Annotated in this window: 20 protein-coding genes; 6 read left to right on the forward strand and 14 right to left on the reverse strand. The window is 71.3% G+C overall.

All coding sequences use genetic code 11. The features are described from left to right. Positions 1–5: 5 nt before the first annotated feature. The gene (locus EG812_RS00125) at positions 6–1,673 is read right to left on the reverse strand and encodes a hypothetical protein (protein WP_126710413.1); all 1,668 of its coding nucleotides are present in this window, start codon (positions 1,671–1,673) and stop codon (positions 6–8) included. A 44-nt stretch (positions 1,674–1,717) separates the two neighbouring features. Between EG812_RS00125 and mptB (EG812_RS00130) the strand changes: the two genes are divergently transcribed. Together mptB (EG812_RS00130) and mptB (EG812_RS00135) are read left to right on the forward strand one after the other, a co-directional pair. Further along, positions 1,718–3,118, forward strand: coding sequence for a polyprenol phosphomannose-dependent alpha 1,6 mannosyltransferase MptB (gene mptB, locus EG812_RS00130; protein WP_193386268.1), 1,401 nt, complete (start codon positions 1,718–1,720; stop codon positions 3,116–3,118). A 50-nt stretch (positions 3,119–3,168) separates the two neighbouring features. Next, a complete protein-coding gene (mptB, locus tag EG812_RS00135) occupies positions 3,169–4,746 on the forward strand; it encodes a polyprenol phosphomannose-dependent alpha 1,6 mannosyltransferase MptB (RefSeq protein ID WP_502697176.1) in 1,578 nt (525 codons plus the stop codon). A 7-nt stretch (positions 4,747–4,753) separates the two neighbouring features. On the opposite strand, the gene EG812_RS00140 is transcribed toward mptB (EG812_RS00135), so the two are convergent. From EG812_RS00140 to glnA, 4 genes are all read right to left on the reverse strand, one after another. Then, positions 4,754–5,737 carry a serine/threonine-protein kinase gene (locus tag EG812_RS00140; RefSeq protein WP_126710414.1) on the reverse strand — a complete coding sequence of 328 codons (984 nt, stop codon included), beginning with the start codon at positions 5,735–5,737 and terminating at the stop codon, positions 4,754–4,756. Beyond that, positions 5,734–6,093 (reverse strand): PadR family transcriptional regulator, encoded by a 360-nt coding sequence (locus EG812_RS00145; RefSeq protein ID WP_126710415.1) that lies wholly within the window; start codon positions 6,091–6,093, stop codon positions 5,734–5,736. The genes EG812_RS00140 and EG812_RS00145 overlap by 4 nt, the downstream gene beginning before the upstream one ends. Before the next feature lie 34 nt (positions 6,094–6,127). After that, on the reverse strand, positions 6,128–6,682 hold the full coding sequence (locus tag EG812_RS00150) for an RDD family protein (RefSeq protein ID WP_126710416.1): 555 nt from the start codon (positions 6,680–6,682) through the stop codon (positions 6,128–6,130). Positions 6,683–6,841: 159 nt separating this feature from the next. Continuing rightward, positions 6,842–8,266, reverse strand: coding sequence for a type I glutamate--ammonia ligase (glnA, locus tag EG812_RS00155; RefSeq protein ID WP_013735215.1), 1,425 nt, complete (start codon positions 8,264–8,266; stop codon positions 6,842–6,844). Positions 8,267–8,588: 322 nt separating this feature from the next. Between glnA and EG812_RS00160 the strand changes: the two genes are divergently transcribed. Further along, positions 8,589–8,924: an RDD family protein gene (locus EG812_RS00160; protein WP_050814782.1), complete on the forward strand. Its 336-nt coding sequence runs from the start codon at positions 8,589–8,591 to the stop codon at positions 8,922–8,924. 150 nt (positions 8,925–9,074) lie between these two features. Here the strand turns inward: EG812_RS00160 and EG812_RS00165 are convergent, their stop codons facing one another. The 3 genes from EG812_RS00165 to lipA all read right to left on the reverse strand — a co-directional run bounded on the left by EG812_RS00165 (position 9,075) and on the right by lipA (position 12,695). Continuing rightward, positions 9,075–9,764 carry a DUF4191 domain-containing protein gene (locus tag EG812_RS00165; RefSeq protein WP_013735213.1) on the reverse strand — a complete coding sequence of 230 codons (690 nt, stop codon included), beginning with the start codon at positions 9,762–9,764 and terminating at the stop codon, positions 9,075–9,077. Between the two features lie 96 nt (positions 9,765–9,860). Beyond that, the gene (locus EG812_RS00170; RefSeq protein WP_126711050.1) at positions 9,861–11,528 is read right to left on the reverse strand and encodes a glycosyltransferase family protein; all 1,668 of its coding nucleotides are present in this window, start codon (positions 11,526–11,528) and stop codon (positions 9,861–9,863) included. Between the two features lie 120 nt (positions 11,529–11,648). Beyond that, positions 11,649–12,695: a lipoyl synthase gene (gene lipA, locus EG812_RS00175; protein WP_126710417.1), complete on the reverse strand. Its 1,047-nt coding sequence runs from the start codon at positions 12,693–12,695 to the stop codon at positions 11,649–11,651. Between the two features lie 306 nt (positions 12,696–13,001). Between lipA and aspS the strand changes: the two genes are divergently transcribed. Beyond that, positions 13,002–14,288: an aspartate--tRNA(Asn) ligase gene (gene aspS, locus EG812_RS00180; RefSeq protein ID WP_126710418.1), complete on the forward strand. Its 1,287-nt coding sequence runs from the start codon at positions 13,002–13,004 to the stop codon at positions 14,286–14,288. 87 nt (positions 14,289–14,375) lie between these two features. Here aspS and lipB read toward each other — a convergent pair whose 3' ends face one another. Further along, positions 14,376–15,014, reverse strand: coding sequence for a lipoyl(octanoyl) transferase LipB (gene lipB, locus EG812_RS00185; protein WP_126710419.1), 639 nt, complete (start codon positions 15,012–15,014; stop codon positions 14,376–14,378). Between the two features lie 58 nt (positions 15,015–15,072). After that, positions 15,073–16,890, reverse strand: a complete 1,818-nt coding sequence (locus tag EG812_RS00190; protein ID WP_126710420.1) for a DUF6311 domain-containing protein — start codon at positions 16,888–16,890, stop codon at positions 15,073–15,075. 175 nt (positions 16,891–17,065) lie between these two features. Between EG812_RS00190 and EG812_RS00195 the strand changes: the two genes are divergently transcribed. Further along, a complete protein-coding gene (locus EG812_RS00195) occupies positions 17,066–18,304 on the forward strand; it encodes an extracellular catalytic domain type 1 short-chain-length polyhydroxyalkanoate depolymerase (protein WP_126710421.1) in 1,239 nt (412 codons plus the stop codon). A 12-nt stretch (positions 18,305–18,316) separates the two neighbouring features. On the opposite strand, the gene EG812_RS00200 is transcribed toward EG812_RS00195, so the two are convergent. Next, a complete protein-coding gene (locus EG812_RS00200) occupies positions 18,317–19,216 on the reverse strand; it encodes a TIGR01777 family oxidoreductase (protein ID WP_013735206.1) in 900 nt (299 codons plus the stop codon). A 277-nt stretch (positions 19,217–19,493) separates the two neighbouring features. Here EG812_RS00200 and EG812_RS00205 point away from each other — a divergent pair, with 277 nt between their 5' ends. Further along, positions 19,494–20,132, forward strand: coding sequence for a DUF305 domain-containing protein (locus tag EG812_RS00205; protein ID WP_158632473.1), 639 nt, complete (start codon positions 19,494–19,496; stop codon positions 20,130–20,132). A 150-nt stretch (positions 20,133–20,282) separates the two neighbouring features. Here the strand turns inward: EG812_RS00205 and EG812_RS00210 are convergent, their stop codons facing one another. From EG812_RS00210 to sucB, 3 genes are all read right to left on the reverse strand, one after another. Then, positions 20,283–22,052, reverse strand: a complete 1,770-nt coding sequence (locus EG812_RS00210; protein ID WP_126710423.1) for an LVIVD repeat-containing protein — start codon at positions 22,050–22,052, stop codon at positions 20,283–20,285. Between the two features lie 252 nt (positions 22,053–22,304). Next, positions 22,305–23,636 (reverse strand): low temperature requirement protein A, encoded by a 1,332-nt coding sequence (locus EG812_RS00215; RefSeq protein WP_013735203.1) that lies wholly within the window; start codon positions 23,634–23,636, stop codon positions 22,305–22,307. A 361-nt stretch (positions 23,637–23,997) separates the two neighbouring features. Next, a complete protein-coding gene (gene sucB / locus EG812_RS00220) occupies positions 23,998–25,812 on the reverse strand; it encodes a 2-oxoglutarate dehydrogenase, E2 component, dihydrolipoamide succinyltransferase (RefSeq protein ID WP_126710424.1) in 1,815 nt (604 codons plus the stop codon). Positions 25,813–25,837 lie beyond the last annotated feature (25 nt).

Genomic DNA, 25,837 nt, shown 5'->3' on the forward strand with positions numbered 1-25,837 from the left:
CCGGATCAACTGCCGAGGGTGTACGTGCCGGCGCGCGGCACCGTGACCGCCGTCCAGTCCCCGTCGGCGGCGACGGTGGCGTCGCCGGAGGCGGTCAACCAGCGGCTGTGCCGGACCCGCACCGGCACTGTCGCGGCACCTGTGGTGCCGAACGCGACCGAAGCGCCGTCGGCGTGCAGCAGTTCGCCGGGCGCCCCGACCAGGGGGGTGGGGTCGGTCACCGCGTACAGCCGCCAGTGCCGGTCGGACCAGACCTCGGTCAGGTACGGCAGGCCGCCGTCGACCAGTTCTGCCTCCGCTCGGCCGACCCAGGACAGCGGGGCGTCCGGCACCGCGACGTACTGCACCGCGTTGTCGTCCAGCCAGGCCCGGTAGCTGTCGACGGTCAGCGGCACGCCGGTGCCGGTCGCGCCGGGCACGGTGGTGAAGAACAGCGGGTTGCGGTCGATGTCGGCCTGCCGCAGCCAACCTCGGGCCAGCGGCACCTCGCCCAGCCGGGCGGCCTCCCAGTAGTTGCGGGTCGGCGGCACCTCCAGCCGACCGGTGAGCCCGCGCCGCTCCAGTTCGGCGCGCAGCGGGGCGAAGTAGCCGGGAGCGCTTGTCGGATCGCCGATGCTGCGCAGGTCGGCGGGGACCACCGGCGGCTGCCACCAGCACACCACCGCCAGCAGCACAGCCAACGCGACCGCCCCGACCCGCCGTGGCATCGCGCCCACCGACGGCGGCCGGGCAGGCGGGACCGGCGGTGGCTGGGCTGCCGGGGGGCCCGTCCGCCGGGCCGATCCGAGCCAGGCGGGGCGGTGGGCGGCGGCGGCCAGCAACGGCAGCGCGAACATGGTCGCCAGGCGGGTGGCGTTCAGGCCGACCGGGGTGTGCACCAGCGCCGCCGCGACCACCCCACCGGCGGCCAGCAGCGCCCCGACCCGCACCGGCCGGTACCCGACCAGCGCGGCCACCAGCAGGGCCGTCACCGTCGCCCGGATCGTGTCGGTACGGCTGATGTTCATCCAGCCGCCGTCGCTGAACAGCAGCGCGGTCACGCCCAACGGCAACGCGGCGGTCACCGCCAGGGTCAGCCCGTCGGCGTACCGGCGCGACAGCAGCAGGGCGACACCGGCCAGACCGACGAAGAGACCGGCCACCGGACTGGTCGCCGAGGCCAGCAGCGCCCCGACCCCGGCCAGCACGAGCGGCCACCGACCGCCGGAGCGGACGTGTCGAACGGTGGTTGCTGCCGGTGACAGCGTGGGTCGCCAGGTGAGGGCGAGCAGGGCGGCCAGGCCGAAGGCCACCCCCAGGCCGTACGTGATCCGGCCGGAGAGCAGGTTGCCGGCGATGGTGACCACCCCGACCAGACTGCCGAGCAGCGGCCGGGGCACCCGGGCACGGACCAGCAGGGCGGCCAGCGCGGTCGCCGCCGCGACCAGGGCGACGACGCCGGTGAGGCGTACCCCGAGCAGGGCCATCACCGGCTGGGCGAGCAGGCTGTAGCCGAACTGCTGGACCCCGCCGTACCAGCGAAGGTCGACCGGGGTCGGCCCGTGCGCGACGAAGAAGTCGGCCCGGGCCACCTGCGCCGCCAGGTCCGAACCCATCGCCGGGAGGATGAGGTACGCCACACCGAGCGCACCGGCACACGCGGCGGCCAGCGCCACCACCCGAGAGCCCCGCATGCCCACCTCCGCCCCGCGCTCACGGTACTGGCAGCATGGCGGGCGTGCCCCATCACCTCGTGCGCTGGACTGGACTAGCCGGATCGATCATGTTGGCGGTGGCTGCCTTCCTCGGTGGAGCCCTGCCCGACGGGGACCTGCGACCCGACCCGGTGAAGATCTGGCTCGGCCCGAACGGGCCGTGGATCATCGGGTTGTGGCTGTTCGGCACCATCGCCATGGCGGTGGCCTGGTGGGTGCTGCGGGACCGGGTGCCGTCGGCCCGCTGGGCGTTGACCACCGCCGCCCTGTGGATCCTGCCCTTCCTGGTCACCCCACCGCTGGGCAGCCGCGACGCGTACGCGTACGCCTGCCAGGGGGCGAGCTACGCCAACGGCATCAGCCCGTACGAGTACGGCGTCTCCACCCTGCCCTGCCCCTGGCTGGACACCATGTCGTACATCTGGCGGGACACCCCGGCGCCGTACGGTCCGCTGTTCGTGGTGATCTCCGGCGCGGTGGTCGCCGCGACCGGGTCGCTGCTCGGCAGCATCGCGTTGTTCCGGGTGCTCGCGGTGGCCGGCGTGGTGCTGACGGCGGCCTGCCTGCCGGTGCTGGCCCGCCGCTGCGGCGTGCCGGTCGGTCGGGCGCTCTGGCTGGCCCTGGCCAGCCCGCTGGTGGGGGTGCACCTGATCTCCGGCGTGCACAACGACGCGATGATGGTCGGGCTGATGGTGGCCGGACTGGCCATCGTGGTCACCTGGCCGGGCCGTACCTGGCACCTGCTGGCCGGGGGAGTGGTGCTCGGCCTGGCCGCCGGGATCAAGGTCACCGCGCTGGTGGTGGTCCCCTTCGCGGCGCTCGCCGCGATCCCGAACGGCTTCTCGCTGCGCGGCCTGCTGCGCGACGGTACGCCGGTGGTCGGTGGCGCGGTGGCCACCCTGTTCGGGGTGACCCTCGCCGCCGGACTGGACCTCGGCTGGATCACCGGGCTCTCGCACGGCAACGAGGTGATCGCCTGGACCTCGCCACCGACCGCCGTCGGACAGACCATCGGCTACCTGGCGTTGCCCTTCGGCCTGCACATCGACGCGCTGCCGGTGACCCGCGGCATCGCCATGGTGGTGCTGGCGGCGCTGCTGGTCTGGCTGTGGTTCCGGGCCCGCTACCGCGAACCGCTGTGGCACGCCGCGCTGGCCCTGACCGCGGCGGTGGCGCTGGCCCCGCTGTTCCACCCCTGGTACTGGTTCTGGCCGCTGGTCCTGCTCGCCGCCACCGCCCACCGCACCTGGTGGTTCAGCGCGGTGACCGTGTACTCGGCGTTCCACGTGCTCGCCGACGGCACCGGGCTGCCCCGGCACACCAAGACGATAGGTGCGCCGCTGATGACCCTGTTCGTGATCGTGGTGGCGGTTCGCTTGGTACGGTCGGCTCGGGCGACTCGCCGACCCGTTCCCGTGGACTGAGGAGAGGTACGCCGGTGACCGAACCCGGCGCCCCCCACCCCGACGCCTCGATCACCGAGGCCGGCTCGACCACCGGCCGCGAGGGCGGCTCGACCGCCGATCGCGAGGCCGGTTCGGTCACCGGCCGTGACCGGGTGGCCCGGTGGATCGGGTTGGCCGGAGCGGTGCTGCTGGCCACCGCCTCCTTCCTGGGCGGTGCGCTGCCGGAGCGGACCACCAACCCTGCGGTCGACGGTCCGTTGACCGTGATCCTCTGGCTGGCCGGCACCACCGCCATGGTCGGTGCCTGGTGGGCGCTGCGTGGTGGTGCGCCGTCGGCGGCCTGGGCGTACCGGACTGCCGGGTTGTGGGCGCTGCCGCTGCTGTTCAGCGCCCCGCTGGGCAGCCGGGACGTCTACTCGTACGCCTGCCAGGGTTGGGTGTACGCCGATGGTGGTGACCCGTACGCCACCGGGGTGGCTGCGGCCGGCTGCCCCTGGCTGGACGCGGTCGCGCCGGTCTGGCGGGACACGGCCGCCCCGTACGGCCCGTTCTTCGTGCTGCTCGGTGCCCTGGCCGTGGTGCTCGGTGGTGGCCTGGTCGGCACGGTGGCGCTGCTGCGGGTGCTGGCGGTGGCCGGGTTGCTGGTGGCGGCGCTCTGCCTGCCCGGGCTGGCCCGGGCGGCCGGCGTGCCGACCCGACGGGCGACCTGGCTGGTGCTGGCCTGCCCGCTGGTCGGCGTGCACCTGGTGGCCGGTGCGCACAACGACGCGGTGATGCTCGGCCTGCTCCTGCCCGGCCTCCTGCTCCTGGTCCGTCCTCCCGGCCGGCTGCTGTCGGGCCGAAAGGGGGTGCCGGCGGTTGCCGGGCTGCTGGCCGCCGGGGTGCTGCTCGGGCTGGCGGTGTCGGTGAAGGCCACCGCCGTGGTGGTGCTGCCGTTCGCGGCGCTGGCCGCGGTACGCGGTCGACACACGGTCGCGGCGCTGCTGCGCGACGGCGGGCTCCTCGCCGTCGGGGTGGTCGGCGCGCTGGTGGTGACGTCGCTGCTGTCCGGTCTCGGGCTGGGCTGGATCGGTGGGCTGGGCAGCAGCGGGGACACCGTGCAGTGGACCTCGCCGCCGACGGCGGTCGGCATGGTCGTGGACTACGTCGGCAGGTTGGTCGGCCGGCCACCCGGCGCGGTGCCGGTGACCCGTGTCGTCGGCCTGGTGGTGCTGGCCGCGTTCCTCGTCCTGCTCTGGTGCCGAACCTGGTCCGCCCTGCGCACCCCGGCCGCCCGGTCCGACGGAGCCGGAGGGTGGGTCATCAGGTTGGCCGCACGGGCCGGCGTGGTGCGTCCCGCTGATCCGAGGACGCCGCCGGGGGAGCGACGGTTGATCCTCGGTGCCGCCGGCATGGCGTTGGTGGCGACGGTGGTTCTCGCGCCGGTGTTCCACCCCTGGTACGCGACCTGGCCGCTGGCGCTGCTCGCGGTGACGGCGACGCGTACGGCCTGGTTCGCGCTGCCCTGCGCGGCGGCGTCCTTCCTCGCCCTGCCCGACGGCAGCAACGTGGCCCGGCTGGTGAAGGCACCCGGCGCGGTGGCGATGACCCTGCTGGTGCTGGCCGTGGTGCTCCGCGCACCCTCCTGGCTACGACGCCCTCCCTGACCGCCGGTCAGCGGCGGCTGCCGCAGGTGGGGCAGGCAGCGGCGGCGGACGGGGTGCCCAGGCGGCGGCGCAGGGCGACGGCGGCCGGCAGCAGGGCCGGTCCGAGCAGGGCGACGGCGAGCGCAACGCCGACCATCGTCGGGTACGTGGGGCGTGGGGCACCACTGGCGAGACCGTCCACCGCCCCGGCCAGCAGGTGCACGTTGAGCAGGCCGACCGGGGTGAGCAGGGCCATCGCGGCCCAGCCGCCCCGCGCGTCCCGCCGCATGCCCAGTCCGATCGCCAGCAGGAGCACGACCAGCAGCAGCACCGTGCCGATGGGCGGCTGGAACTCTCCGCCCCCACCACGGTAGGCGCTCCAGTACGCACCGACCCCCATCGCGTACGAGAGGAGACCACCGCTGACCGCCGCCGTCACCGGCAGAACTCGGGCCGGCACCGGCAGGCCGTCATCGACCGCGAGCGCCAGCACGCCGAGCGCGACCATCGGGGCCACCACCAGCAGCGGTGGCCGTGGCACACCGGCGAGCACGCTCACCGCCGGCACCGCTGCGGTCATCAGCAACGCCACGCCGATCGCCACTCGGGCGGGTCGGCCCGGTGCGACGGCGACGACAAGCGCGGCGATCAGCCAACCGCACCATGCGACGATGCCGACCGAGACGAATGGGCCGAACACCGGCACCCCTGCCTCGGCGGGCGGCAGTTGCTGCTCGGCGAACACCCAGAAGCCGGCGAGGAAGGCGGCGGTGGTCAGGGCGAGCAGCCCGGCCAGGCGTACCCCGGGAATCAGGTCGGTGGCGCCGGCGGCGCGCAGCCGCTGACGCAGACCGCCGCGCCCGAGGTCCGCGGCCTCCGCGAGGGAGGGCCAGCGCCGATCCGGTCCGGCCAGGTCGAGGTACGTCCCGATGATCTCGTCGCCGCGTTCGCGTCGGTAGTCCGGCGGGTACGCCCGCAGCAGGCGTCGGTAGCGTCGCTCCAACTCGTTCATGCCAACCCCCCGGCCGTACGCGGAGTCAGCGCCTGGGCCTTGCGGGCGCGCAGCCGAGCGGTGGCCGCTTCGACGTTGCGCCGCAGTCGTTCGGTCTCGGCGGCGAGGATGCTCGCCCCGCTGGGGGAGAGGCGGTAGTAGCGGCGCAGCCGCCCGTCGACTGTCTCCTCGCGGTCGAGTTCCACCAGCCCGGCGTCGGTGAGCCGGTCCAGCGCACCGTAGAGGGTGCCGGGGCGCAGCGAGAGCCGTCCGTCGGAGAGAGCGGCGACCTCGCCGATGATCGCGTAACCGTGCATCGGCTCGCGAGCGAGCGCGGTGAGGATGAGGTAGGTCGGTTCGCGTAGCGGCGTATCCATGGCCCGAATATATCGGACGCGAAGGTATTGGGAGTCACCGGATGCCGGCGGCGTGCAGGTGTCGGGTGGCGGCGCGGTCGATGCTGGTCCGCGCCAGGGAACCGGCCACCCCCAACCCGGTCGCCGCGCTCAGCACCACGATGCCGAACACGATCGGCATGAACACCGTCCGGACCACCATGGCCCAGCAGCCCTTCAGGCCGATGCGTCCGCCGTCCTTGGCCCGTACCAGCTGCGTACCGGTGAGGACCGCACCGAGCGCGCGGCCGTTGCCGTAGCAGAGGCCGTACAGCATCGGCACCACGAAGTACGACGCGATCGCCAGCACGGCGACGGCGTCGATGGAGAGGCCCTGCCCACCGTCATGCAGCAGCGCCAGCGCGACGACACAGACCCCCACCCCGAACAGGCACACCACCGTGTCGACGAACCAGGTCAGGAACCGCGCCACCGCCCCCGCCCGCACGTACGGGGTGCCGTTGTCGAATGTGGCCACCCGTTTGGCGCTGCCCGTTCCCCAGACCTGCTCCGCGTACGCCTTGGCGGCCTCCAGTCGGGTCGGCGGCCGGTCGAATCCGCGGACGGTCATGGCACTCTCCTGTCGATCTTCTGTCACGTTGCCGGCATAGTCTGCGGCAGCTTCGACAGGGTGCCCGGACAGGGGTGACGCAGCAGTGCTCGGGTGGCCCCAACACGTTCGGGCCGGCCCCGCGAACGCGGAGCCGGCCCGAACGAGAGCTGATCGTGATCAGCAGTCGAAGTACATGGCGAACTCGTGCGGGGTCGGGCGCAGACGCACCGGGTCGACCTCGTTGGCCCGCTTCCAGTCGATCCAGGTGGAGATCAGGTCCGGCGTGAAGACGCCGCCGTCGAGCAGGTAGTCGTGGTCGGCCTCCAGCGAGTCCAGCACCGCCGGCAGCGAGCCCGGCACCTGCTTGACGTCGCCCCACTCCTCCGGCGGGAGGTCGTAGAGGTCCTTGTCGATCGGGGCCGGCGGCTCGATCTTGTTCTTGATGCCGTCCAGGCCGGCCATCAGCATCGCCGAGAAGGCGAGGTAGACGTTGGCCGACGGGTCCGGCACGCGGAACTCGACGCGCTTGGCCTTCGGGTTGCTGCCGGTGACCGGGATGCGGGTGCAGGCGGAGCGGTTGCGCTGCGAGTAGACCAGGTTGACCGGCGCCTCGAAGCCCGGCACCAGACGACGGTACGAGTTGACCGTCGGGTTGGTGAAGGCCAGCAGCGACGGGGCGTGGTGCAGCAGACCGCCGATGTACCAGCGGGCGGTCTCCGACAGGCCGGCGTAACCGGTCTCGTCGTAGAACAGCGGCTCACCGTTGAGCCAGAGGCTCTGGTGGGTGTGCATGCCCGAGCCGTTGTCGCCGAAGAGCGGCTTCGGCATGAAGGTCGCGGTCTTGCCGGCGGCCCAGGCCTGGTTCTTGACGATGTACTTGAACAGCTGCATCTGGTCGCCGGCGTGCAGCAGGGTGGAGAACTTGTAGTTGATCTCCGCCTGGCCGGCGGTGCCGACCTCGTGGTGCGAGCGCTCGACGGTGAAGCCGGTGTCGATCAGGCGCCGCACGATCGAGTCGCGCAGGTCGGCGTAGTGGTCCACCGGCGGCACCGGGAAGTAACCACCCTTGTACGCGGTCTTGTAGCCGCGGTTGCCGCCCTCTTCCTCGCGGCCGGTGTTCCAGGCGCCCTCGATCGAGTCGATGTAGTAGAACGACTGGTGCGCCGAGGTCTCGTGGCGGATCGAGTCGAAGATGTAGAACTCCGCCTCGGCACCGAAGTACGCGGTGTCCGCGATGCCGCTGGCGGCGAGGTACGCCTCGGCCTTCTTCGCCACGTTGCGCGGGTCGCGGGAGTACGCCTCGCGCGTGAACGGGTCGTGGATGAAGAAGTTCAGCGCGAGGGTCTTCTGCGCGCGGAAGGGGTCGATGAAGGCGGTCGCGACGTCCGGGAGAAGGAGCATGTCCGACTCGTGGATCGCCTGGAAACCGCGGATCGACGATCCGTCGAAGGCGAGACCGTCGGTGAAGAAACCCTCGTCGACAGACTCCACCGGCAGGTTGAAGTGCTGCATGACGCCGGGTAGGTCACAGAAACGAACGTCGACGAACTTTACGTCCTCGTTCTTGAGGTAACGCAGGAGTTCCTCGGGATTGGCGAACACTAGTCCTCCTGGCACGTCCACGGGTAGCTCGGCTCCTGGCGACGCTATGGCCGTGGGGTTGCCCGGCCATGTCTCCAGTGTTTCTGCCGTGTTACGTCCCTCGCGGTGTGTCACGGCTGACAGGATGTGGACGCCGAAACCGGAGGGACTGGTCCGGCTGTGCCAGTCTAGTGAAACTTCCTGCTATTGGTCCGATTCCACGCCACGCGCACGGACCTGTTCCGGGCCGGTAGGGCAGCGCTGAGTAATCTTGGCCGCTGTGACAACCCAGCCGCACGCTTCGACGCCGCCCGCAGCCGACCCCGACTTCGTACCGGCCGAACTGGGCCGCCGCTTCGGAGCGCTGATCATCGACTGGGTGCTCTGCCTGCTCGCCGCCGGCCTGTTCGCCAGCCCGACACGTGACGGCTGGGCACCGGTGCTCGTGCTGATCGTCGAGTACGCCATCTTCCTCGGCCTGTTCGCCCAGACCCCCGGCATGTACCTGACCCGGATCCGCTGTGTCGCCTGGTCCGACGGCGGCCGCATCGGCCTGCTGCGTGCCCTGCTGCGCGGCGTGCTCCTGGCCCTGGTGGTTCCCGCCCTCCTCATGGACCACAACCGCCGCGGCCTGCACGACCGCCTCACCAACTCCGTCATCACCCCCGCCCCCCGCTGACCCGCACCCCGACGTTCCCGCGATCTTGCACTTCTTGACCCCGCACAGCGTCTCAATCCCGGCATAACGGCGACCAGAAGTGCATGATCGCCGGGGCGGGGCGGGGCGGGGCGGGGCGGGGCGGGGCGGGGCGGGGCGGGGCGGGGGGGGTTAGCGGCCGCGCATTTGGCGGAAGGCGCCTCGGGGTGGGCGGAGATTCTTGGGTACGGCGCCCTTGGGCATCTGCGGGCGGGCGGTGAGCGCCTTGAGCCGCTTGTCCAGGGAGTTGACGTCCTTGCCGCTCAGGTTGCGAGGCAGTCGCATCAGCGTCATCCGCAGCTTACGGATGGGCAGTTCGCCCTCTTCCTGACCGATGACGTAGTCGTAGAGCGGGGCGTTGCCGATCACCTTGGCGAGCCGGCGCTTCTCCTGGCTGAGCAGGCTGCGTACCCGCTGCGGGTTGCCCTCGGCCAGCAGGATCACCCCGGGGCGGCCGATGACCAGGTGGACCATGTCCATCTGGGTGGTCGAGCTGACCGCGGGGGAGACCCGCCAGTCGCCGCGCATGCTCTCCATGATCTGGGCGGCGGCACCCGGCTGGCCCTCGGCGGCGTTCATCATCGCCCGGTTGGACCGCAGGTTGAGCACGATCAGCAGGCAGAGCAGGGCGAACAGGATGCCCAGCGGCAGCCACAGCCAGCCCCAGAGCACGATCGCGACGACGGTCAGCGCGAGTGGGATCAGCACCGCGCCGGCGGCCAGCGGCGCGAACCACTTGTCCTGCTTGGCGGTGAACCGGAACACCAACCCGATCTGCTTCAGCCGCTGGCCGAACGAGACCTTCTCCTGGGGCTTTGCCATGGCGTCGAGTCTAGTGGTCGCGCGCCGCGCCGTTGATCGGCGTCCGGTCCCGGTCGGTCCACTCGGTTGATCATCGGGTTGACCGGGGCTGCTGGGTCAGCCGCGGGGCAGGTAGACGTGCCAGCCGTCGACGGTGAACCGGTCGAGGGAGTCGAGTCGCTGGTCGAGGCGGGCCGCGAGCGGGGACCCGTCGGGCGCGATCCAGGCCGCCCCGGCCGCCGCGTGGACGGCCGTCCGGTACGGGCGGTAACGGTCGTGGCCGGGACGCAACTCGTCGTCGACGACCGCGCAGATCACGTCCTCCCCGCTGGCGAAGGTGAGCCGGTTGCAGGTCCAGTAGGTGCCGTAGACGTGCCGTACGCCCTGTTCGCGTAGCGCAGCGACCAGCGCGACGTGCCGCCCTTCGTCGGAGTGCACGGCGGGCACCCGACCCACCGCACCCGCCGTCGCGACGATCGCGGTGCTCAGCGTCGCCGTCAGCACCAGCACCGCCGCTACCCGCGTGGTAGCGGAAGATCGCCCGCCGAGCCGGTGGTCCGCCGCGTCGCCGGCGGGCAGGCGTCGCCGGCGGGTCGCCCTCCACCCGGGCCACAACAGCACCGGTACGGAGATCAGCAGGCAGGACAGGTAGCGGGAGCTTTCCACAGGCGTCCGCCCGGCCGCACTGCTGACCGTGTACGCGGCAATGGTCGCCACCGCCGCCCCGACCAATGCCGACGTCACCGCCGCACCCACCCGTGCCGCCGTACCGCCACCCGCTTCGCCCCCCGGATCCGCTGCTCCGGTGGCAGCCGTGGCAGTTCCAGCCGGGGTAGGGGAGGTGGGTGGGTGGCGGAGGGTGTGCCAGGCGGTCAGGGCGGCGGCGGCCAGCAGCACCGGCAGTGCCACCGCCCACCAGAGCTGCCAGCCCGCACACCGGCCCGGGTCACAGAAGCCCATGCCGAGCGCCGGGCCGAGCACCAGCCCGCCGTACAGCCGGTCGAGCCAGCCGGCGGGCTGCTCGGCGCCGCTGGCGGTGAGTACCGCCGTGAGCGGGTTGCGGACGGCCACCAGGCTGTCCACCAGCAGCGGTGCCGCGCCGACCAGGGCGCCGAAGGTGAGCAGCCCGCCCGCTCGGCCACGCAGCTCACGCCAGCGGAACGCGACGAGCACCAGCCCGGTGCCGGCGACGTACGGCAGCACCAGCGGGTCGACCCAGAGCATCAGCCCGGCGAGGAAACCCCACGCCGTCCAGCGGGGCAGCCGTCGACCGGGACGCCCGACCGCCAGGTCGTACGCCAGCAGGGCCAGTGCCGCCCCGGCAACGTTCATCTCCGGGTAGCCGCCACCGGCGATCAGCTGGTTCTTGACGATCCGGTCCGAGCCGAGGGCGAGCAGGCCGACCACCAGCAGAGCGAACCAGTGGTCCCCGGTCAACCGCAGCGTCAGACGCCAGATCAGCAGCACGAACAGCGCGTACATCGCCAGGGTCGGCAGCCGCAGCACGAACGTCGACGGGCCGGCCACGGCGAACAGCGGCGCGGCCAGCCACGCTTCGAGGGTGCCCATGTACGTCTGGCCGTAGAACCAGACGGGGAACTCCTGGCCCCGCGAGATGTGCAGCGCGGCCAGGCCCATGGTGGCCTCGTCGCTGTTGGTGGGCGGCGCGTCGAACAGCATCAGCCCGAGGCGGTAACCCACCCCGGCGAGGAACGCGAGCACGGTGAGCAGCACCGGCAGCCGGGGGCTACGCGGCAGCCGGAGCGAATCGGGAAGCGTCCGCAGGGTTGCCGGGAGCGCGCGCAGCGCGGGTCGTGGCTCTCGGCGTACCTCGGTCACCTGCCGATCATGGCACCCGGCCGCCGCCTGCCGACGGCGCTCGCGCGGCGCGGCGGCCGGGAAACCTCAGCCGGCGACGGCGACGCCCTCGCGGGCGGCGAGAGCCTGCTGGTAGAGCCGGCCGGCCCGGTACGACGAGCGCACCAGCGGCCCGCTCATCACCCCGGCGAAGCCGATCTCCTCGGCCTCGGCGCTGAGCTCGACGAACTCTTCCGGCTTGACCCAGCGCTCCACCGGGTGGTGCCGGGGCGTGGGGCGGAGGTACTGGGTGATGGTGATCAGCTCGCAACCGGCGTCGTGCAGGTCGCGCAGCGCCTGGGAGATCTCGGCGCGCTCCTCGCCCATGCCCAGGATCAGGTTGCTCTTGGTCACCAGGCCGGCGGCGCGGGCCTGCCGGATCACGTCCAGGGACCGCTCGTAGCGGAACGCCGGCCGGATCCGCTTGAAGATCCGCGGCACCGTCTCCACGTTGTGCGCGAGCACCTCGGGGCGGGCGCTGAAGACCTCGGCGAGCTGCTCCGGTACGGCGTTGAAGTCGGGGATCAGCAGCTCCACACCGCAGCCGGGCTGCAGGGCGTGGATCTGCCGGACCGTCTCGGCGTACAGCCAGGCGCCGCCGTCGGGCAGGTCGTCACGGGCCACGCCGGTGATGGTGGCGTACCGCAGGCCCATCGACACCACGGACTCGGCCACCCGGCGCGGCTCGTCGGCGTCGAACTCGGCCGGCTTGCCGGTGTCGATCTGGCAGAAGTCGCAGCGGCGGGTGCACTGGTCACCGCCGATGAGGAAGGTGGCCTCCCGGTCCTCCCAGCATTCGTAGATGTTGGGGCAGCCGGCCTCCTGGCACACGGTGTGCAGCCCTTCGCGGGAGACCAGCCCGCGCAGTTGGGTGTACTCCGGGCCCATCTTGGCCTTGACCTTGATCCACGGCGGTTTGCGTTCGATCGGCGTCTCGGCGTTGCGGGCCTCGATCCGCAGCAGCCGCCGCCCCTCGGGGGCGGGCGTCGCGGTGCGCGTGGCCTGGCCGGTCGTCGGTGCGGTGTGCTCGATCGTCACAAAAACGAGCCTACGCCGGATGGTGGCTGTCGATGAACAGCGGGCGACCGCCGTCACCCCGCAAATCCTGTGACGCCGGACACCGGGGACGGGAAAAACGGGTAACACGGCGACGGTGGGTGCTGCTAGCGTCGCTCGCACGAAGCGACGACGGTGAAAGGAAGGGCACCCTTTTAACGCCTCCGGTAGAGGAAGGGCCCCTTCTTAACAGCCGAGCCCAGTATAGCCCGCCCGGCTGGCCCCGGTGAAAAGGCGACGAACGAGGCTTCCGCTGCGGCGGGAGCGAAGGTGTGGTGGCACCGCGAGGTTCCCGCTCGCCCACACCTCCCGGGGATCGCGTTGCGATTGATCGAGGAGGTAGCCGTGCAACGCATCCTGTCCGACCAGCTCACCCGGCACACCGGCGGTACCGTCCGGATCGCCGGCTGGGTGCACCGCCGCCGACTGCTCAAGTCGGTGGCCTTCCTGATCGTCCGCGACGCCGCCGGCCTCGCCCAGGTCGTGGTCACCGACCCGGCGGTACGCGCCGAGATCGAGGCGTTGCCCGAGGAGACCGTCGTCGAGGTGGTGGCCACGGTGGCGGCGAACCCGGCCGCGCCCGCCGGGGTCGAGCTGACCGACCCGACCGTACGCCCGCTCGGCCCGCCCGCCGTACCGCCGCCGTTCGACCTGTACCGGCCCACCCTCACCGCCAGCCTGCCCACCCAGCTCGACCACGCACCGGTCGCGCTGCGCCACCCGAGCCGCTCGGCGGCGGTGCGGGTGTCGGCGGCGGCGGTCGCCGGGTTCCGGGCCACGCTGGACGCCCACCGGTTCGTGGAGATCCACACGCCGAAGGTGGTCGCCTCGTCCACCGAGAGCGGGGCGAACGTGTTCGCGCTGGACTGGTTCGGCCGGCCCGCGTACCTGGCGCAGTCACCACAGTTCTACAAGCAGCTCATGGTCGGTGTGGTCGAACGGGTCTACGAGGTCGGGCCGGTGTTCCGGGCCGAGCCGCACGACACCGTACGGCACCTGGCCCAGTACACCTCGCTCGACGCCGAACTGGGCTTCATCACCGACCACCGGGACGTGATGGCGGTGCTGCGGAACACCCTGGCCGGGACGCTGGACACCGTCGTAGACATGGCCGGTGCCGCACTGGCCACCCTCGGCGTGACACCACCGCAGGTGCCGGCGCAGATTCCGCAAGTCCACTTCACCGAGGCGCTGCGGATCGCCGGCGCTCCCGCCGACGAACCGGACCTGGCGCCCACGCACGAACGGGCGTTGGGCGAGTGGGCGCGGCGGGAACACGGCTCGGACTTCGTCTTCGTCACCGGCTACCCGATGGCGAAACGCCCCTTCTACACCCATCCCGACCCGGCCCGGCCGGACTACTCGAACGGCTTCGACCTGCTGTTCCGTGGCCTGGAGCTGGTCACCGGCGGCCAGCGCCTACACCGCCACGCCGACTACCTGACCGCCCTCGCCGCCCGCGGCGAGCCGGTCGAACCGTACGCGGGCTACGTCGACGCCTTCCGCCACGGCATGCCCCCGCACGGCGGCTTCGCCATCGGCCTGGAACGCTTCGTCGCCCGCCTCACCGGCACCCCCAACATCCGCGAAGTGACCCCCTTCCCCCGTGACCTCCACCGCCTGACCCCCTGAACCTTCCAGGAGTTGATCAAGAGGTTTGCGTCGGCGACAGCACGATTCCTGACGCAAACCTCTTGAGCAACGGGGCGGAGTGGTGAGTCAGGGGGTGATGGCGGGGAGGTGGGTTTCGACTACCGGGAGGACGTCGGTGACGGGGATGGGGCGGTTCAGTTCGGCGGAGAGAGAGGTGACGCCGGCGTCGCGGATTCCGCACGGCACGATCTTGTCGAAGTGCGTCAGGTCGCAGTCGCAGTTGATCGAGAAGCCGTGCAGGGTGACGCCCTGGGCGACCCGGATGCCGATGGCGGCCACCTTGCGGGCCGGGCCCCGGTCGTCCTCCGGCACCCAGACGCCGCTGCGCCCCTCGACCCGGCCGGCGGTCAGACCGAACTCGGCGCACACGTCGATCAGCATCTGCTCGACCCGCCGCACGTACGCGACCACGTCGATCGGATCGGGCAGGCGCAGGATCGGGTAGCCGACCAGCTGCCCCGGACCATGCCAGGTGATCTTGCCGCCCCGGTCCACGTCGACCACCGGAGTGCCGTCCATCGGGCGGTCCCACGGCTCGGTGCGCTTGCCGGCGGTGTAGACGCTCGGGTGCTCCAGCAGCAGCACGGTGTCGCCGGACTCACCGGAAACCACCGCGTCGTGCAGGCGGCGCTGCTCGTCCCAGGCGGCGGTGTAGTCGAGGACACCGGCGCGTACGGCCGTCAGGCCGGAGGTCGTCGTGGTCACGCGTTCCAGCCTAGACCCGTACTCGCTGGTCACCTGGGGTGAGCCGGCTCACCCGCAGTCAGTCCTCGCGGACCCGCCAGAGCCAGACGTCCTCGACCCGCTCTGGCTCGCCGAGCAGCATGGTCAGCGTGCGGCGCAGCGCCTCCTCGTCGACCGGCCACTTGGCACCGTGCACCTCGTCGGGGAGCACCACCGTCTCGATGCGCCAATGCTCCAGATCCGCCCGGACCTCCTCGCGGGTGCCCTCGGTGACGATCGGCGGCAGGCCGGTGCGGGCGGCCTGGTCGAGCAGGGCGCTGAAGGGCCGGGGCACCGGCCCGATCCGGCCCCGGCCGTCGGGACCGCCGGGGCCGAGGAAGAACCCGGACGGGATGGCGAACTCACCCTGCCGGTTGGCCAGGGCGTACGCCTGCCAGCGTTGACCGTCGGGGTAGACGTCCAGGGCCAGCGGGGCGGGGGTCAGCGTGCCGCCGGGGGAGACGTACTCGCGCCAGGCACCCGAGGTGATGAAACGGGGGATCGGCTCCCGTTCGATGGTCAGCAGCGGCGTCGGGAACAGCGGCAGCAACGCCGCCACGAACCCGAGCGTCCAGGCCACCGCCGCCGCCCGGCGCGGTGGTCGCTGCCGCAACTGGTCGATGGCGTACGCCAGCAGCACGCCGATCACCGGCGTCACCACCAGCGCGAGTCGGGCGGGCAGCGCGGCGTTCACCACCGGCAGCTGCCCGAGCAGGTCGAACGGCATCGGCAGGTCGGTACGCCGACCGTCCACCTTCGCCACCGGCCCGAAGGAGAGCACGGTGAAGACCACCGCCAGGACACCCAGGGCCCACAGGGTGGCCCGGCGATGCGGATCGGCGCGTCGCCACAGCAGCACGAAGCAGCAGAGTGTCAGCACCAGCAGCGGCCACCCGAAGAAGGAGTTCTCCTCGGTCGGGTTCGGTGCCAGCGTGGTCCGCAGACCCGCCTCCCCGGCCAGCGAGCGGCGCGGGAACGCCGCGTACGCGGCGATGTCCTCCGAGTGGATCACCGGGTCGAAGCCGGTGCCGTGGAAGCGCTGCGGCCCGGCGAAGTGCAACCACAACGGGTACGCCAGCAGCACCCCGGCGACCACCGCGGTCACCGCGAGGCCACGCAGGAACGACGGCAGCACCGCCCGCGCCTGCGCCCGGTTGGCCGGGTGCAGCGCCCACACCGCCACGAAGAGACCGAGCGCCAGGGCGGTGAAGAACAGCCCTTCGGCGGCGATCGAGAAGGAGATCGCGACGAGCACGCCCAGGATCACGCCGTCGCGCAGCCAGTGCCCCGGGCGGCGCAACGCGAACAGCCGCCACACCAGCAGCGGCACCAGCCAGCCGGCGGTCCAGTTCAGGTGGGCGTTGGCATGCGAGACCATGCCGGGGGAGAAGCCGATGAACAGCCCACCGACGGCGGCGGCGAGCGGACTGCGGACCAGGTGCCGGGAGAGCAGCCAGTACCAGGCGACGGCGGTCGCGGCCAGGTTCAGGGTGAGGATCACCAGAAAGGTGGCCGGCGGCCCGATCAGGTACGTCAGCGGGGCGAAGACCACCGCGTACACCGTGATGGAGGTGTTGACCGCGAGGTTCACCCCGTCCGGGACGTTGATCAGATACGTGTAGAGCGGGTTGTCCCCGTGGCTGACCGCGTGTCCGCCGAAGGCCAGCAGCCATTCGAACAGTGCCTGGTCGCTGGAGTTGACGGTGATCGCGCGACCGTTGGGGTCGCGCCACAGCCCGCTTGTCACCCAGACGGCGAGCGCCAGCGCGACGAGTGTCACGATCAGGTCGGCGCGTCGCTCACGGGTGACACGTACAGGCGAGGTGGGCGCGGACGCCACGGACGGCGAGGTGGGCACCTAGCGGACGTTACCAACCGCACCCGGACAGGCCGGCACTTCCGGGTGCAAGTCAGGGGCCCACACCCGGACATCGACGAATGTGTGCATCCTCGCCATGTCATCGTCCGGACGCAGCTGCGTAACCTCGCGGCAATCATCGGTGACCCAGCTCACACCGTCCCCTGGAGGTCCCGTGCGCCGCATCCGTACCCGTTCCGGCCGGTCAGCCGGCGTACTGGCCGGTCTGGTCGTGGCCGCCGCCGCGCTGGTGGCCGTCGCCACCCCCGCCCAGGCGGCGTCCCTGACCCAGGTCGCCAGCTTCGGCTCCAACCCCGGCAACCTCGCCATGTACGCGTACCGCCCGGACAACCTGCCGTCCGGCGCGCCGGCGGTGGTCCTGCTGCACGGCTGCGCCCAGGACGCGGCCGGCTACTTCGCCAACTCCGGCTGGCGCAAGTACGCCGACCAGTGGAGGTTCGCGGTGATCGTGCCCGAGCAGCGGTCGGCCAACAACTCCAGCGCCTGCTTCAACTGGTTCGAGACCGGCGACACCAGCCGGGGCCAGGGCGAGGCGCTGTCCATCAAGCAGATGGTCGACCACGGCCGGTCCGCCTTCGGCACGGCCGCCAACCGGGTGTACGTCAGCGGTCTGTCCGGTGGCGGTGCGATGAGCGCGACCATGCTCGCCACCTACCCGGACGTGTTCGCCGCCGGCTCGGTGATCGCCGGTATCCCGTACCGCTGCGCCACCGGGATGGTCAACGCCTTCTCCTGCATGAGCCCCGGGGTGGACAAGACCCCGGCGCAGTGGGGTGACCTGGTGCGCGCGGCGTACCCCGGCTACACCGGGCCACGGCCCAGGGTGGCGATCTGGCACGGCACCGCCGACTACACCGTGGTGCCGGCCAACGCCGTCGAGTCCCGCGACCAGTGGACGAACGTGCTCGGCGTGTCGCAGACCCCGACCAGCACCGCGGCACTGCCCGGCGGCACCAGCCTGGAGGTGTACGGCAACGACGCGGTACGCCTCTACCGGGTCTCCGGCATGGGCCACGGCACCCCGGTCAACCCCGGCTCGGGCGTGGACCAGTGCGGCACCGCCGCCGCGTACTTCCTGAACACCATCTGTTCGGCGTACCGGGACGCGCTCTTCTTCGGTCTGGACGGTGGTGGCACGCCCTCGCCCACCCCGAGCCAGACGGTGTCCCCGAGCCCGACCGGGTCGCCGAGCCCGACGGTCTCACCGAGCCCGACGGGTGCCCCGATCTGCGTCACCGCCAGCAACTACGCGCACGTGATCGCGGGCCGCGCCTACCACTCCGGCGGCTACGCCTACGCCAACGGCTCGAATCAGCGAATGGGTCTCTACAACACCTTCTACACCACCGCCCTGCGCCAGATCGCCGTCAACCACTGGACCATCGGCTGCTGAGCGGGGCCGGGATCAGTCCTGCAGCGCGGCCGCCAGGGCGCTGGGCAGGTCGGGGTGGCGGAAGGTGAAGGAGGCGCGGGCCAGCACGCCGGGTAGCACCCGGGTGCTGGTCAGCGCCTCCTGGGCGAAGCCACCCAGGGCCACCTTCAGGGCCAGTCCCGGGATCGGGATGACGGCGGGGCGGTGCAGCTGACGGGCCAGTTCCCTGGTGAACTCGGCGTTGGTGACCGGCGCCGGGCCGACCACGTTCACCGGCCCGGCCAGGTCGGCGCGGGCGAGCAGGTAGGTGGTGGCGTTCAGCCAGTCGACCATCGAGATCCACGGAATCCACTGCCGGCCGCTGCCCAGCCGCCCGGCGATGCCGAGCTTGAACGGCAGCAGCATCGGCTTGAGCAGCCCCCCGTCGCGATGCAGTGGCAGGCCGGTGCGCAGCCGCACCACCCGTACCCCGGCGTCCTCGGCCGGTCGGGTCGCCGCCTCCCACACCCGGGCCACGTCGGCCAGGAAGCCCTCCCCGGCCGGCGCATCCTCCTCGACCACCCGGTCGCCGGTGTTGCCGTACCAGCCGATCGCCGAGGCGTTCAGCAGCACCTCCGGCCGATCCGCGGCCGGCAGCCCGGCGATGGTGATGGCCAGGGTGCTTGTGGTGTCCACCCGGCTGGAGCGGATCAGCTGCTTGTACCTGTCGTTCCAGCGGCGGTCACCCACCCCGGCACCGGCCAGGTTGACCACCGCGTCCGCCTCGGCGACCAGGGCCGGGTCCAGCTGCGCCGCCGACGGCGACCACTGCCGCTCGTCGGGGGTACGCGGTGGCCGCCGGACCAGCCGGGTCACCTGGTGCCCGTCGGCGACGAGCAGGTCGACCAGTTGGGTGCCGAGGAAGCCGGAAGCGCCGGCCATGAGGATCCGCATGCTCATATCTTCGGGTACGCGCGAGCGCCAGGCCGAGTCAGCCCGCCGGAGTTCTCGTCGTCGACCTTCGTCGGCGGCCGGCTCACCGCGTCACTCGATGGGCCGTTCGTCCGATCTGCTCAACCGTCCGGGTGGCCGGGGTGGATCAACCGGCAACCGCCCGGTCCCTGGTGACGGCGTAAGGCATGAGGCACTATGGCCTTCGCATCTGTGCAGCTCAAGCTTCAGATTGGGTACAAGAGTCATGCCGCTGTCTCGTCGTATGATCATTTCGGCTGTGGCCGTCACGGCCGTGGTCGGTTCGGGGGTGGCGTATGCCGCCTGGCCGGACAGCGAACCCCCGCCGTACCAGCCGCCGAGCTCGCACGTGGTCCAGCCGGGTGCTCCGGGTCAGTCCGGCAAGACCCTTTCGGAGGACGAGGTGGCAAAGATTTCGCCGCCCAAGTTCACCGCGGCCGACACGATGTTCATCCAGGGCATGATCCCGCACCACCAGCAGGCGCTGACGATGACGGCGCTGGTGACGGACCGTACGAAGAATGCCGACATCAGGCTGCTCGCCAAGCGGATCGACGTCTCGCAGCGTGACGAGATCTCGCTGATGCAGCAGTGGCTCACGGAGCGCAACGTGCCGACAAGCGGGCCGAACGCTGGTCACGCCGGGCACGAGCTGATGCCGGGGATGCTCACCCCCGAGCAGCTCGACCAGCTCAAGCAGGCCCGGGACGCGGAGTTCGACAAGCTCTTCCTCACCCTGATGATCCGTCACCACGAGGGGGCGGTGTCGATGGTGGAGGAGCTGTACGCCTCCGGTGGCGGGCTGGAGCCGGCCGCCGACCAGTTCGCCCGGGAGTTCGAGGCCGACCAGAGCATCGAGATCGCCCGGATGCAGAAGATGCTGGCCGCGATGCGCTGAAGCGGGTCGCCGTGGTCCTGCTGTCCGAGCAGAACCACGGCGTGCCGTCAGGTCGGCTTCGGTCGGGACCACGGCGAACTACCGCAAAGGCGAGGGGCACCTCGACTCGAATGGTGTCGAGTCGAGGTGCCCCTCTACTTCAGGAACGGATCAGAGCGAGGCGCGCAGGTCCAGGATCGCCTGCTTCAGCGCCTGGTGCTCAGCACCACTGATCTGGTTGGAGATGGCACCGAGCTGGGCCACCGCCGCGGAACGCTTGCCCTCGGCAGCGAACTTCTCAGCCCGCTCGAGGAACTTGTCCACCTGGGACGTCATCTGCTTACCCAGGGTGTTGGCACGGACCGCCTGGTCGTAGTGGGCCCGGGCAACCGCGAAGCTCGGGGTCCATTCGATCTTCGGCTGGTGCTGGGCGTTGAACTCGGCGAGCTTGACCTGCGAGGCCGCCGTGATCTCCGCCGCCGACAGGTGCTGGCTGGGCTTCAGCGCGAAGACGTCGAGGCCACGAGCCATCTCGTTGCCGTACAGGTTGCCGTTGTACCAGTACACCGACCAGTAGCCACCGCTGACGATCCGGTCCGGGGCGATCGGGCCGCGGTCGAAGAACGCGATCTCACGCGGGTTGGTGGAGTCGGTGAAGTCGAACACCGACAGGCCGCCCTGGTACCAGGCCTGGACCATGATGTCACGGCCGGGGACCGGGATCAGCGAGCCGTTGTGCGCAACGCAGTTCTCCGCGGTGGTCTGCGGAGCCGGCAGCTTGTAGTAGCTGCGGAACTCCATCTTGCCGTCGACGATGTCGAAGATGGCGTTCGCGCCCCACTCCGGCTGGTCGATGTCGCGGCAGCGAGCACCGCTACCGCCGCCCCACTCGTCGGTGAAGATGACCTTGGTGCCGTCGTTGTTGAACGTCGCCGAGTGCCAGTACGCGAAGTTCGGGTCGGAGACCTCGTCGATCCGGACCGGGTTCGCCGGGTCCGAGATGTCGACCAGGATGCCGTTGCCCTGGCACGCGCCAGCGGCCAGCCCGATCTCCGGGTAGGCGGTGATGTCGTGGCAGGTGTTGGTGTTCGGCGACGGCGACCAGGTGCCACCGGACGGGTGACGCGGCGTGGTCGGGCCGTTCTGCAGGCCGTCGATCCGGCCGGTCGTCGGGTCGGCGAACAGGCGCGCCGCGTTCACCACGGCGGCCTGGTGCGGAGCGGCCAGCGGAACCTTGATGACCTCGATGCGCCAGCGCGAGGGGTTGTCGCCGTCGGCCGGGTTGTTGTTGCAACCCTCCATCGTGTTCGCCGGCCGCACCCCGGCGGTACCCGAGTTGTAGATGTAGACGTGGTTCTTGTCCTTCGGGTCAGTCACCACGGTGTGCGTGTGCGAACCGCGGCAGAGCTGCACCGCGGCGACCTGGACCGGGTTGCGCACGTCGCTGATGTCGAAGATCCGGACGCCCTGGAAACGGGTGCCGACGCTGCTGTTGGTGCCACAGTCGACGCGTCCGCGGGTCTCCTCGACCGACATGAAGACCAGGTTGCCGAAGACCGAGGGGTCACCCTGGCCACCCGGGCAGACCACGCTGGTGACCAGCGTCGGGTCGGCCGGCTTCGAGATGTCGACGATGTTGAAACCGTTGTAGTTGCCCAGGACGGCGTACTTGTCGCCGAAACCGAGGTCCGAGGCGATGAACGAGCCGGCACCCGGGTTGTTGGGGTCGACGAAGCCAGCCGGCTTGGGCCGGTTGGCCAGGTGCTCCAGGTTGCTGATCGCCGTTTCAGCGTCGAGCCAGCCGGCACCGAGCCCGACTCGCGGGTCGGGCTCCGCCGCCGATGCGGTGCCCGGCAGGGCACCGGCAAGAAGCAGCCCGGCGGCGATCACGCCGAGGGCTTGCCGGCCCCGGCGGGGCCGAGAGGGGGTTCGAACTGTCATTGCCTGCCTTTCGGTGGAACGACCGACGCGGGGGGTTCCATCAGGAAGGACGCGTCGTGTGCGTAGGACCGTACCGACGACGGCACTTCTGGCGTCTCCGCCGAACGGGTGAAGAAAAAGCCAGGTGGGAGCGGAGGGCGGCGGCTTTCGTCAGGTACCGGAAACAACCTGGTTGATCTTGGTTGATCATCCGCCATTCGTCGAATGATCACCTGCGCGTTGCCCGGACGGTCGCGAGTGGAGGGTGATTCGTCAGGGTGTCATCGTGTCGGGCGGATCCTCGTGCCAGCGGGCCCGGTAGGCGGCCTCGTGGGCCTCGTGCGCGGTCCGCTCCTCGTAGACCGCCGCGCGCAGCGCCCGCCGACCCTCCGACATCAGCACCACCTCGGCGGTGATCAGGCCGACGCAGATGGCGGTGAGCAGACCCATGGTGACCAGTCCGGGCAGCACCATGGCGACCGGGATGCAGGCCGCGAGCACCCCCAGCGTGCCGAGCCGCAGCCAGGACAGGGTGTGCAGGGTACGCAACTGGAACAGCATGTTCCCGGCCAGATAGAAGATCACCCCGCCGAACAGCAGCGGTACGTCCGGCCCGTGTGCCGGCTCGCTGAACGGTACGCCCGGTTCGGCGATGTCGTGCACGATGCCCTCGGCGCCGAGGGCGAACAGGATGATCCCGGCGATCATCGGCAGGTAGAGGTACGCGTACGCGTCGCGGGCCATCAGCACCCGCGGCCGACCGAGAGTGGCGTGCAGGGCGATCCGGGCGGCCGGTCCGATCACGTCGTAGTGCACCCACCACAGGGCGGCGGTGAAGACGATCCCCAGCACCGCCGCGGTCACCCCGGGCCAGGTGGGCGGCTGGCCGATCAGGTTGCTGCCCAGGCCGACGGAGATCACCGACTCACCGAGCGCGATGATCAGAATCAGGTCGTACCGTTCGGTCCAGTGCTCCGCGGAGGTCACCTCCCAGCCCCACGTGCTGGCGAGCAGACCGGTGCCGTACTGGAGCAGGATGACGCTGACCCACAGCCCGTCGCGGATCACCTCGGCCGTCCCCGTGTCGGTGAGCTTGCCGGGCAACAGCGCCGACACCAGCAGCAGTACGGTGCTCAGGGTCAACTCGGGGGCGTACCGCATCAACTGCCGGCGTTCCGTCGGGTTGTCCCGGACGATGTGTAGGAACAACGCCAGGTGCACGGCTCGGATGACCACGTAGCTGATCGCCACCACGACCGGCCCGGCGTGGGTGCCTTGCGAGTCCTGGAACGCCTGCGGCAGGGCGAGGGCGAACGAGAACAGCGCCGCCATGCCGGCCACCATCAGCACTGGTACGAAGCCTTCGCCGATGCGTACCCGGGTCGCCACCACCGTGTGCACCACCCAGCACCACCAGAGCACGGACAGCACCAGCAGGGCGTGGAACAGACTCCGCCCGGTGATCTCCGTGGCGGTGGTGCGGGCGATGTTGAAGAACGAGAAGACGAAGACCAGGTCGAAGAAGATCTCGAACTTGTCGACCCGGGCGCCCGGCGCGACCCCGACGGCCGGTCCCAGCCGTCCGCGCCAGCCCTTCTCACTCACCGCCTGAGTTTCCCAAGCTCAGGACAGGGAGGGGCGAATTTCGCCCCCAGCCCACCCACCGAGCCCGCCGAGCCTCCCAGCCCTCCCCGCCCTCCCAGCCCTCCCCGCCCTCCCCGCCCTCCCAGCCCTCCATCCACCCCACCCTCCCGCCCACCCCGCTACGTCCCCGCCCACCACCCCGACCACTCACCCCGCCGATCATGGACTTTTGGTCGGCGTATAAGGGGTGCATTAGGGCAAATCGGCGACCGAAACTGCATGATCGACGGGGTTAGGGGTCGGGGTGGGGGGAGAGGGGTGGGGTGGGGGAACGCGAAGGGCGCCCCCGGAGACGGGGGCGCCCTTCGTGGTGTTCGGGGTGTTACAGGCCGAGTTCGGCCTCGAAGTTGCCGGCCTCGAGCCGCTCCCTGACCGCGGTCAGGAAGCGGGCCGCGTCGGCACCGTCGATGATGCGGTGGTCGTACGACATGGCCAGGTAGACCATCGAGCGGACCGCGATGACCTCGCCCAGTTCGGGGTCGTTGACCACGACCGGGCGCTTGACCACGGCACCCGTGCCGAGCATCGCCGACTGCGGCGACGGCACGATCGGGGTGTCGAACAGCGCGCCCCGGCTGCCGGTGTTGGTCAGCGTGAAGGTCGCACCGGCGATCTCGTCCGGGCTGATCTTGTTGGTGCGGGTGCGCTCGGCCAGGTCGGCGACGCGCTTGGCGATGCCGCCAAGGTTGAGGTCACCGGCGTTGTGGATGACCGGCACCAGCAGGCCCCGCTCGGTGTCCACCGCGATGCCGAGGTTCTCGGCGTCCGGGTAGGTGATCGTGCCGGCGTCGAGGTCCATCCGGGCCTGCACGATCGGGTACGTCTGGAGCGCCTCGATGGCCGCCAGGGCGAAGAACGGCAGGAACGACAGCTTGACGCCGTGCCGCTGCAGGAACGAGTCCTTGGCCCGGGCCCGCAGCTTGGCGACCTTGGTGACGTCCACCTCGACGACCGTGGTCAGCTGCGCGGTCTCCTGAAGCGACTGGTGCATCCGCTTGGCGATGGCGGCGCGGATGCGCGGCAGCTTCTCGGTGGTGCCACGCTTGGCGCTCGGCTGCGGCTTGGCGGCCGGCTGTGCCTGCGCCGCCGGCTGTGCTGCGGCCGGGGCGGGCGCGGCCTTGGCGGCGCGGGCCTTCTCCGCCGCGTCCAGCACGTCCTGCTTGCGGATCCGGCCACCGACACCGGTGCCGTTGACCGAGGCCAGGTCCACGCCGTGCTCACTGGCCAGCTTGCGTACCAGCGGAGTCACGTAACCGGCCGCCTCGCCGTTGGCACTGGGTGCGGCAGCGGGCTGCGCGGTCGGGGCCGGGGGAACGGCGGCCTGCTCGGTCTTGGTCGGCTCCGGCGAGGTCTCCGCCTCCGCGGCCGGCTCGTTGTATGACGTGCCGGGCGTCGGCTCGGAGACCTGCGGCTCCGGCTTGGCCTCGGGCTTCGGCTCCGGCTTGGCTTCCGCCTGCGGCTTCGGCTCGGGCTTGGCCTCGGCCGGGACGGCACCGGCAGCGCCGATGACGGCCAGCGTGGCGCCGACCTCGGCGGTCTCGTCCTCGGGGACCTTGATCTCCAGGACGGTGCCGGCCACCGGCGAGGGGATCTCCGTGTCGACCTTGTCGGTGGAGACCTCCAGCAGCGGCTCGTCCACCTCGACGGTCTCGCCGACCTGCTTGAGCCAGCGGGTGACCGTACCCTCGGTGACGCTCTCGCCCAGCGCGGGCATCTGCACCGGGGTGCCCTCGCCCGACGGCGCGGCGGCCGGGGCCGGCTGCTCGGCCGGCTCCTGGACGGCCGACTGCTCCGCCTCGGCCTGCGGCTGCGCGGCCGCCTCGGCGGCCTGCTCGGCGGGCGGTGACTCCTGGTGCTCGGCGGGGGCCTGCCGCTCGGACGGGCCGCCGGCCGACTCGCCCTCGCCGGAGATGACCGCCAGCTCGCTGCCGACCTCTGCCGTCTCGTCCTCGCCCACCACGATGCGGGTCAGCACGCCGGCCGCCGGGGACGGGATCTCGGTGTCGACCTTGTCCGTGGACACCTCGAGCAGGGGCTCGTCGACCTCGACGGTGTCACCCTCCTGCTTGAGCCAGCGCGTGACGGTGCCCTCGGTGACGCTCTCGCCGAGCCGGGGCATGGTGACCGATACCGGCATGTTCTCCAGACTCCTTCATTTCCCT

The organism is Verrucosispora sp. FIM060022, from assembly GCF_003977705.1.
GTDB lineage: Bacteria > Actinomycetota > Actinomycetes > Mycobacteriales > Micromonosporaceae > Micromonospora > Micromonospora gifhornensis.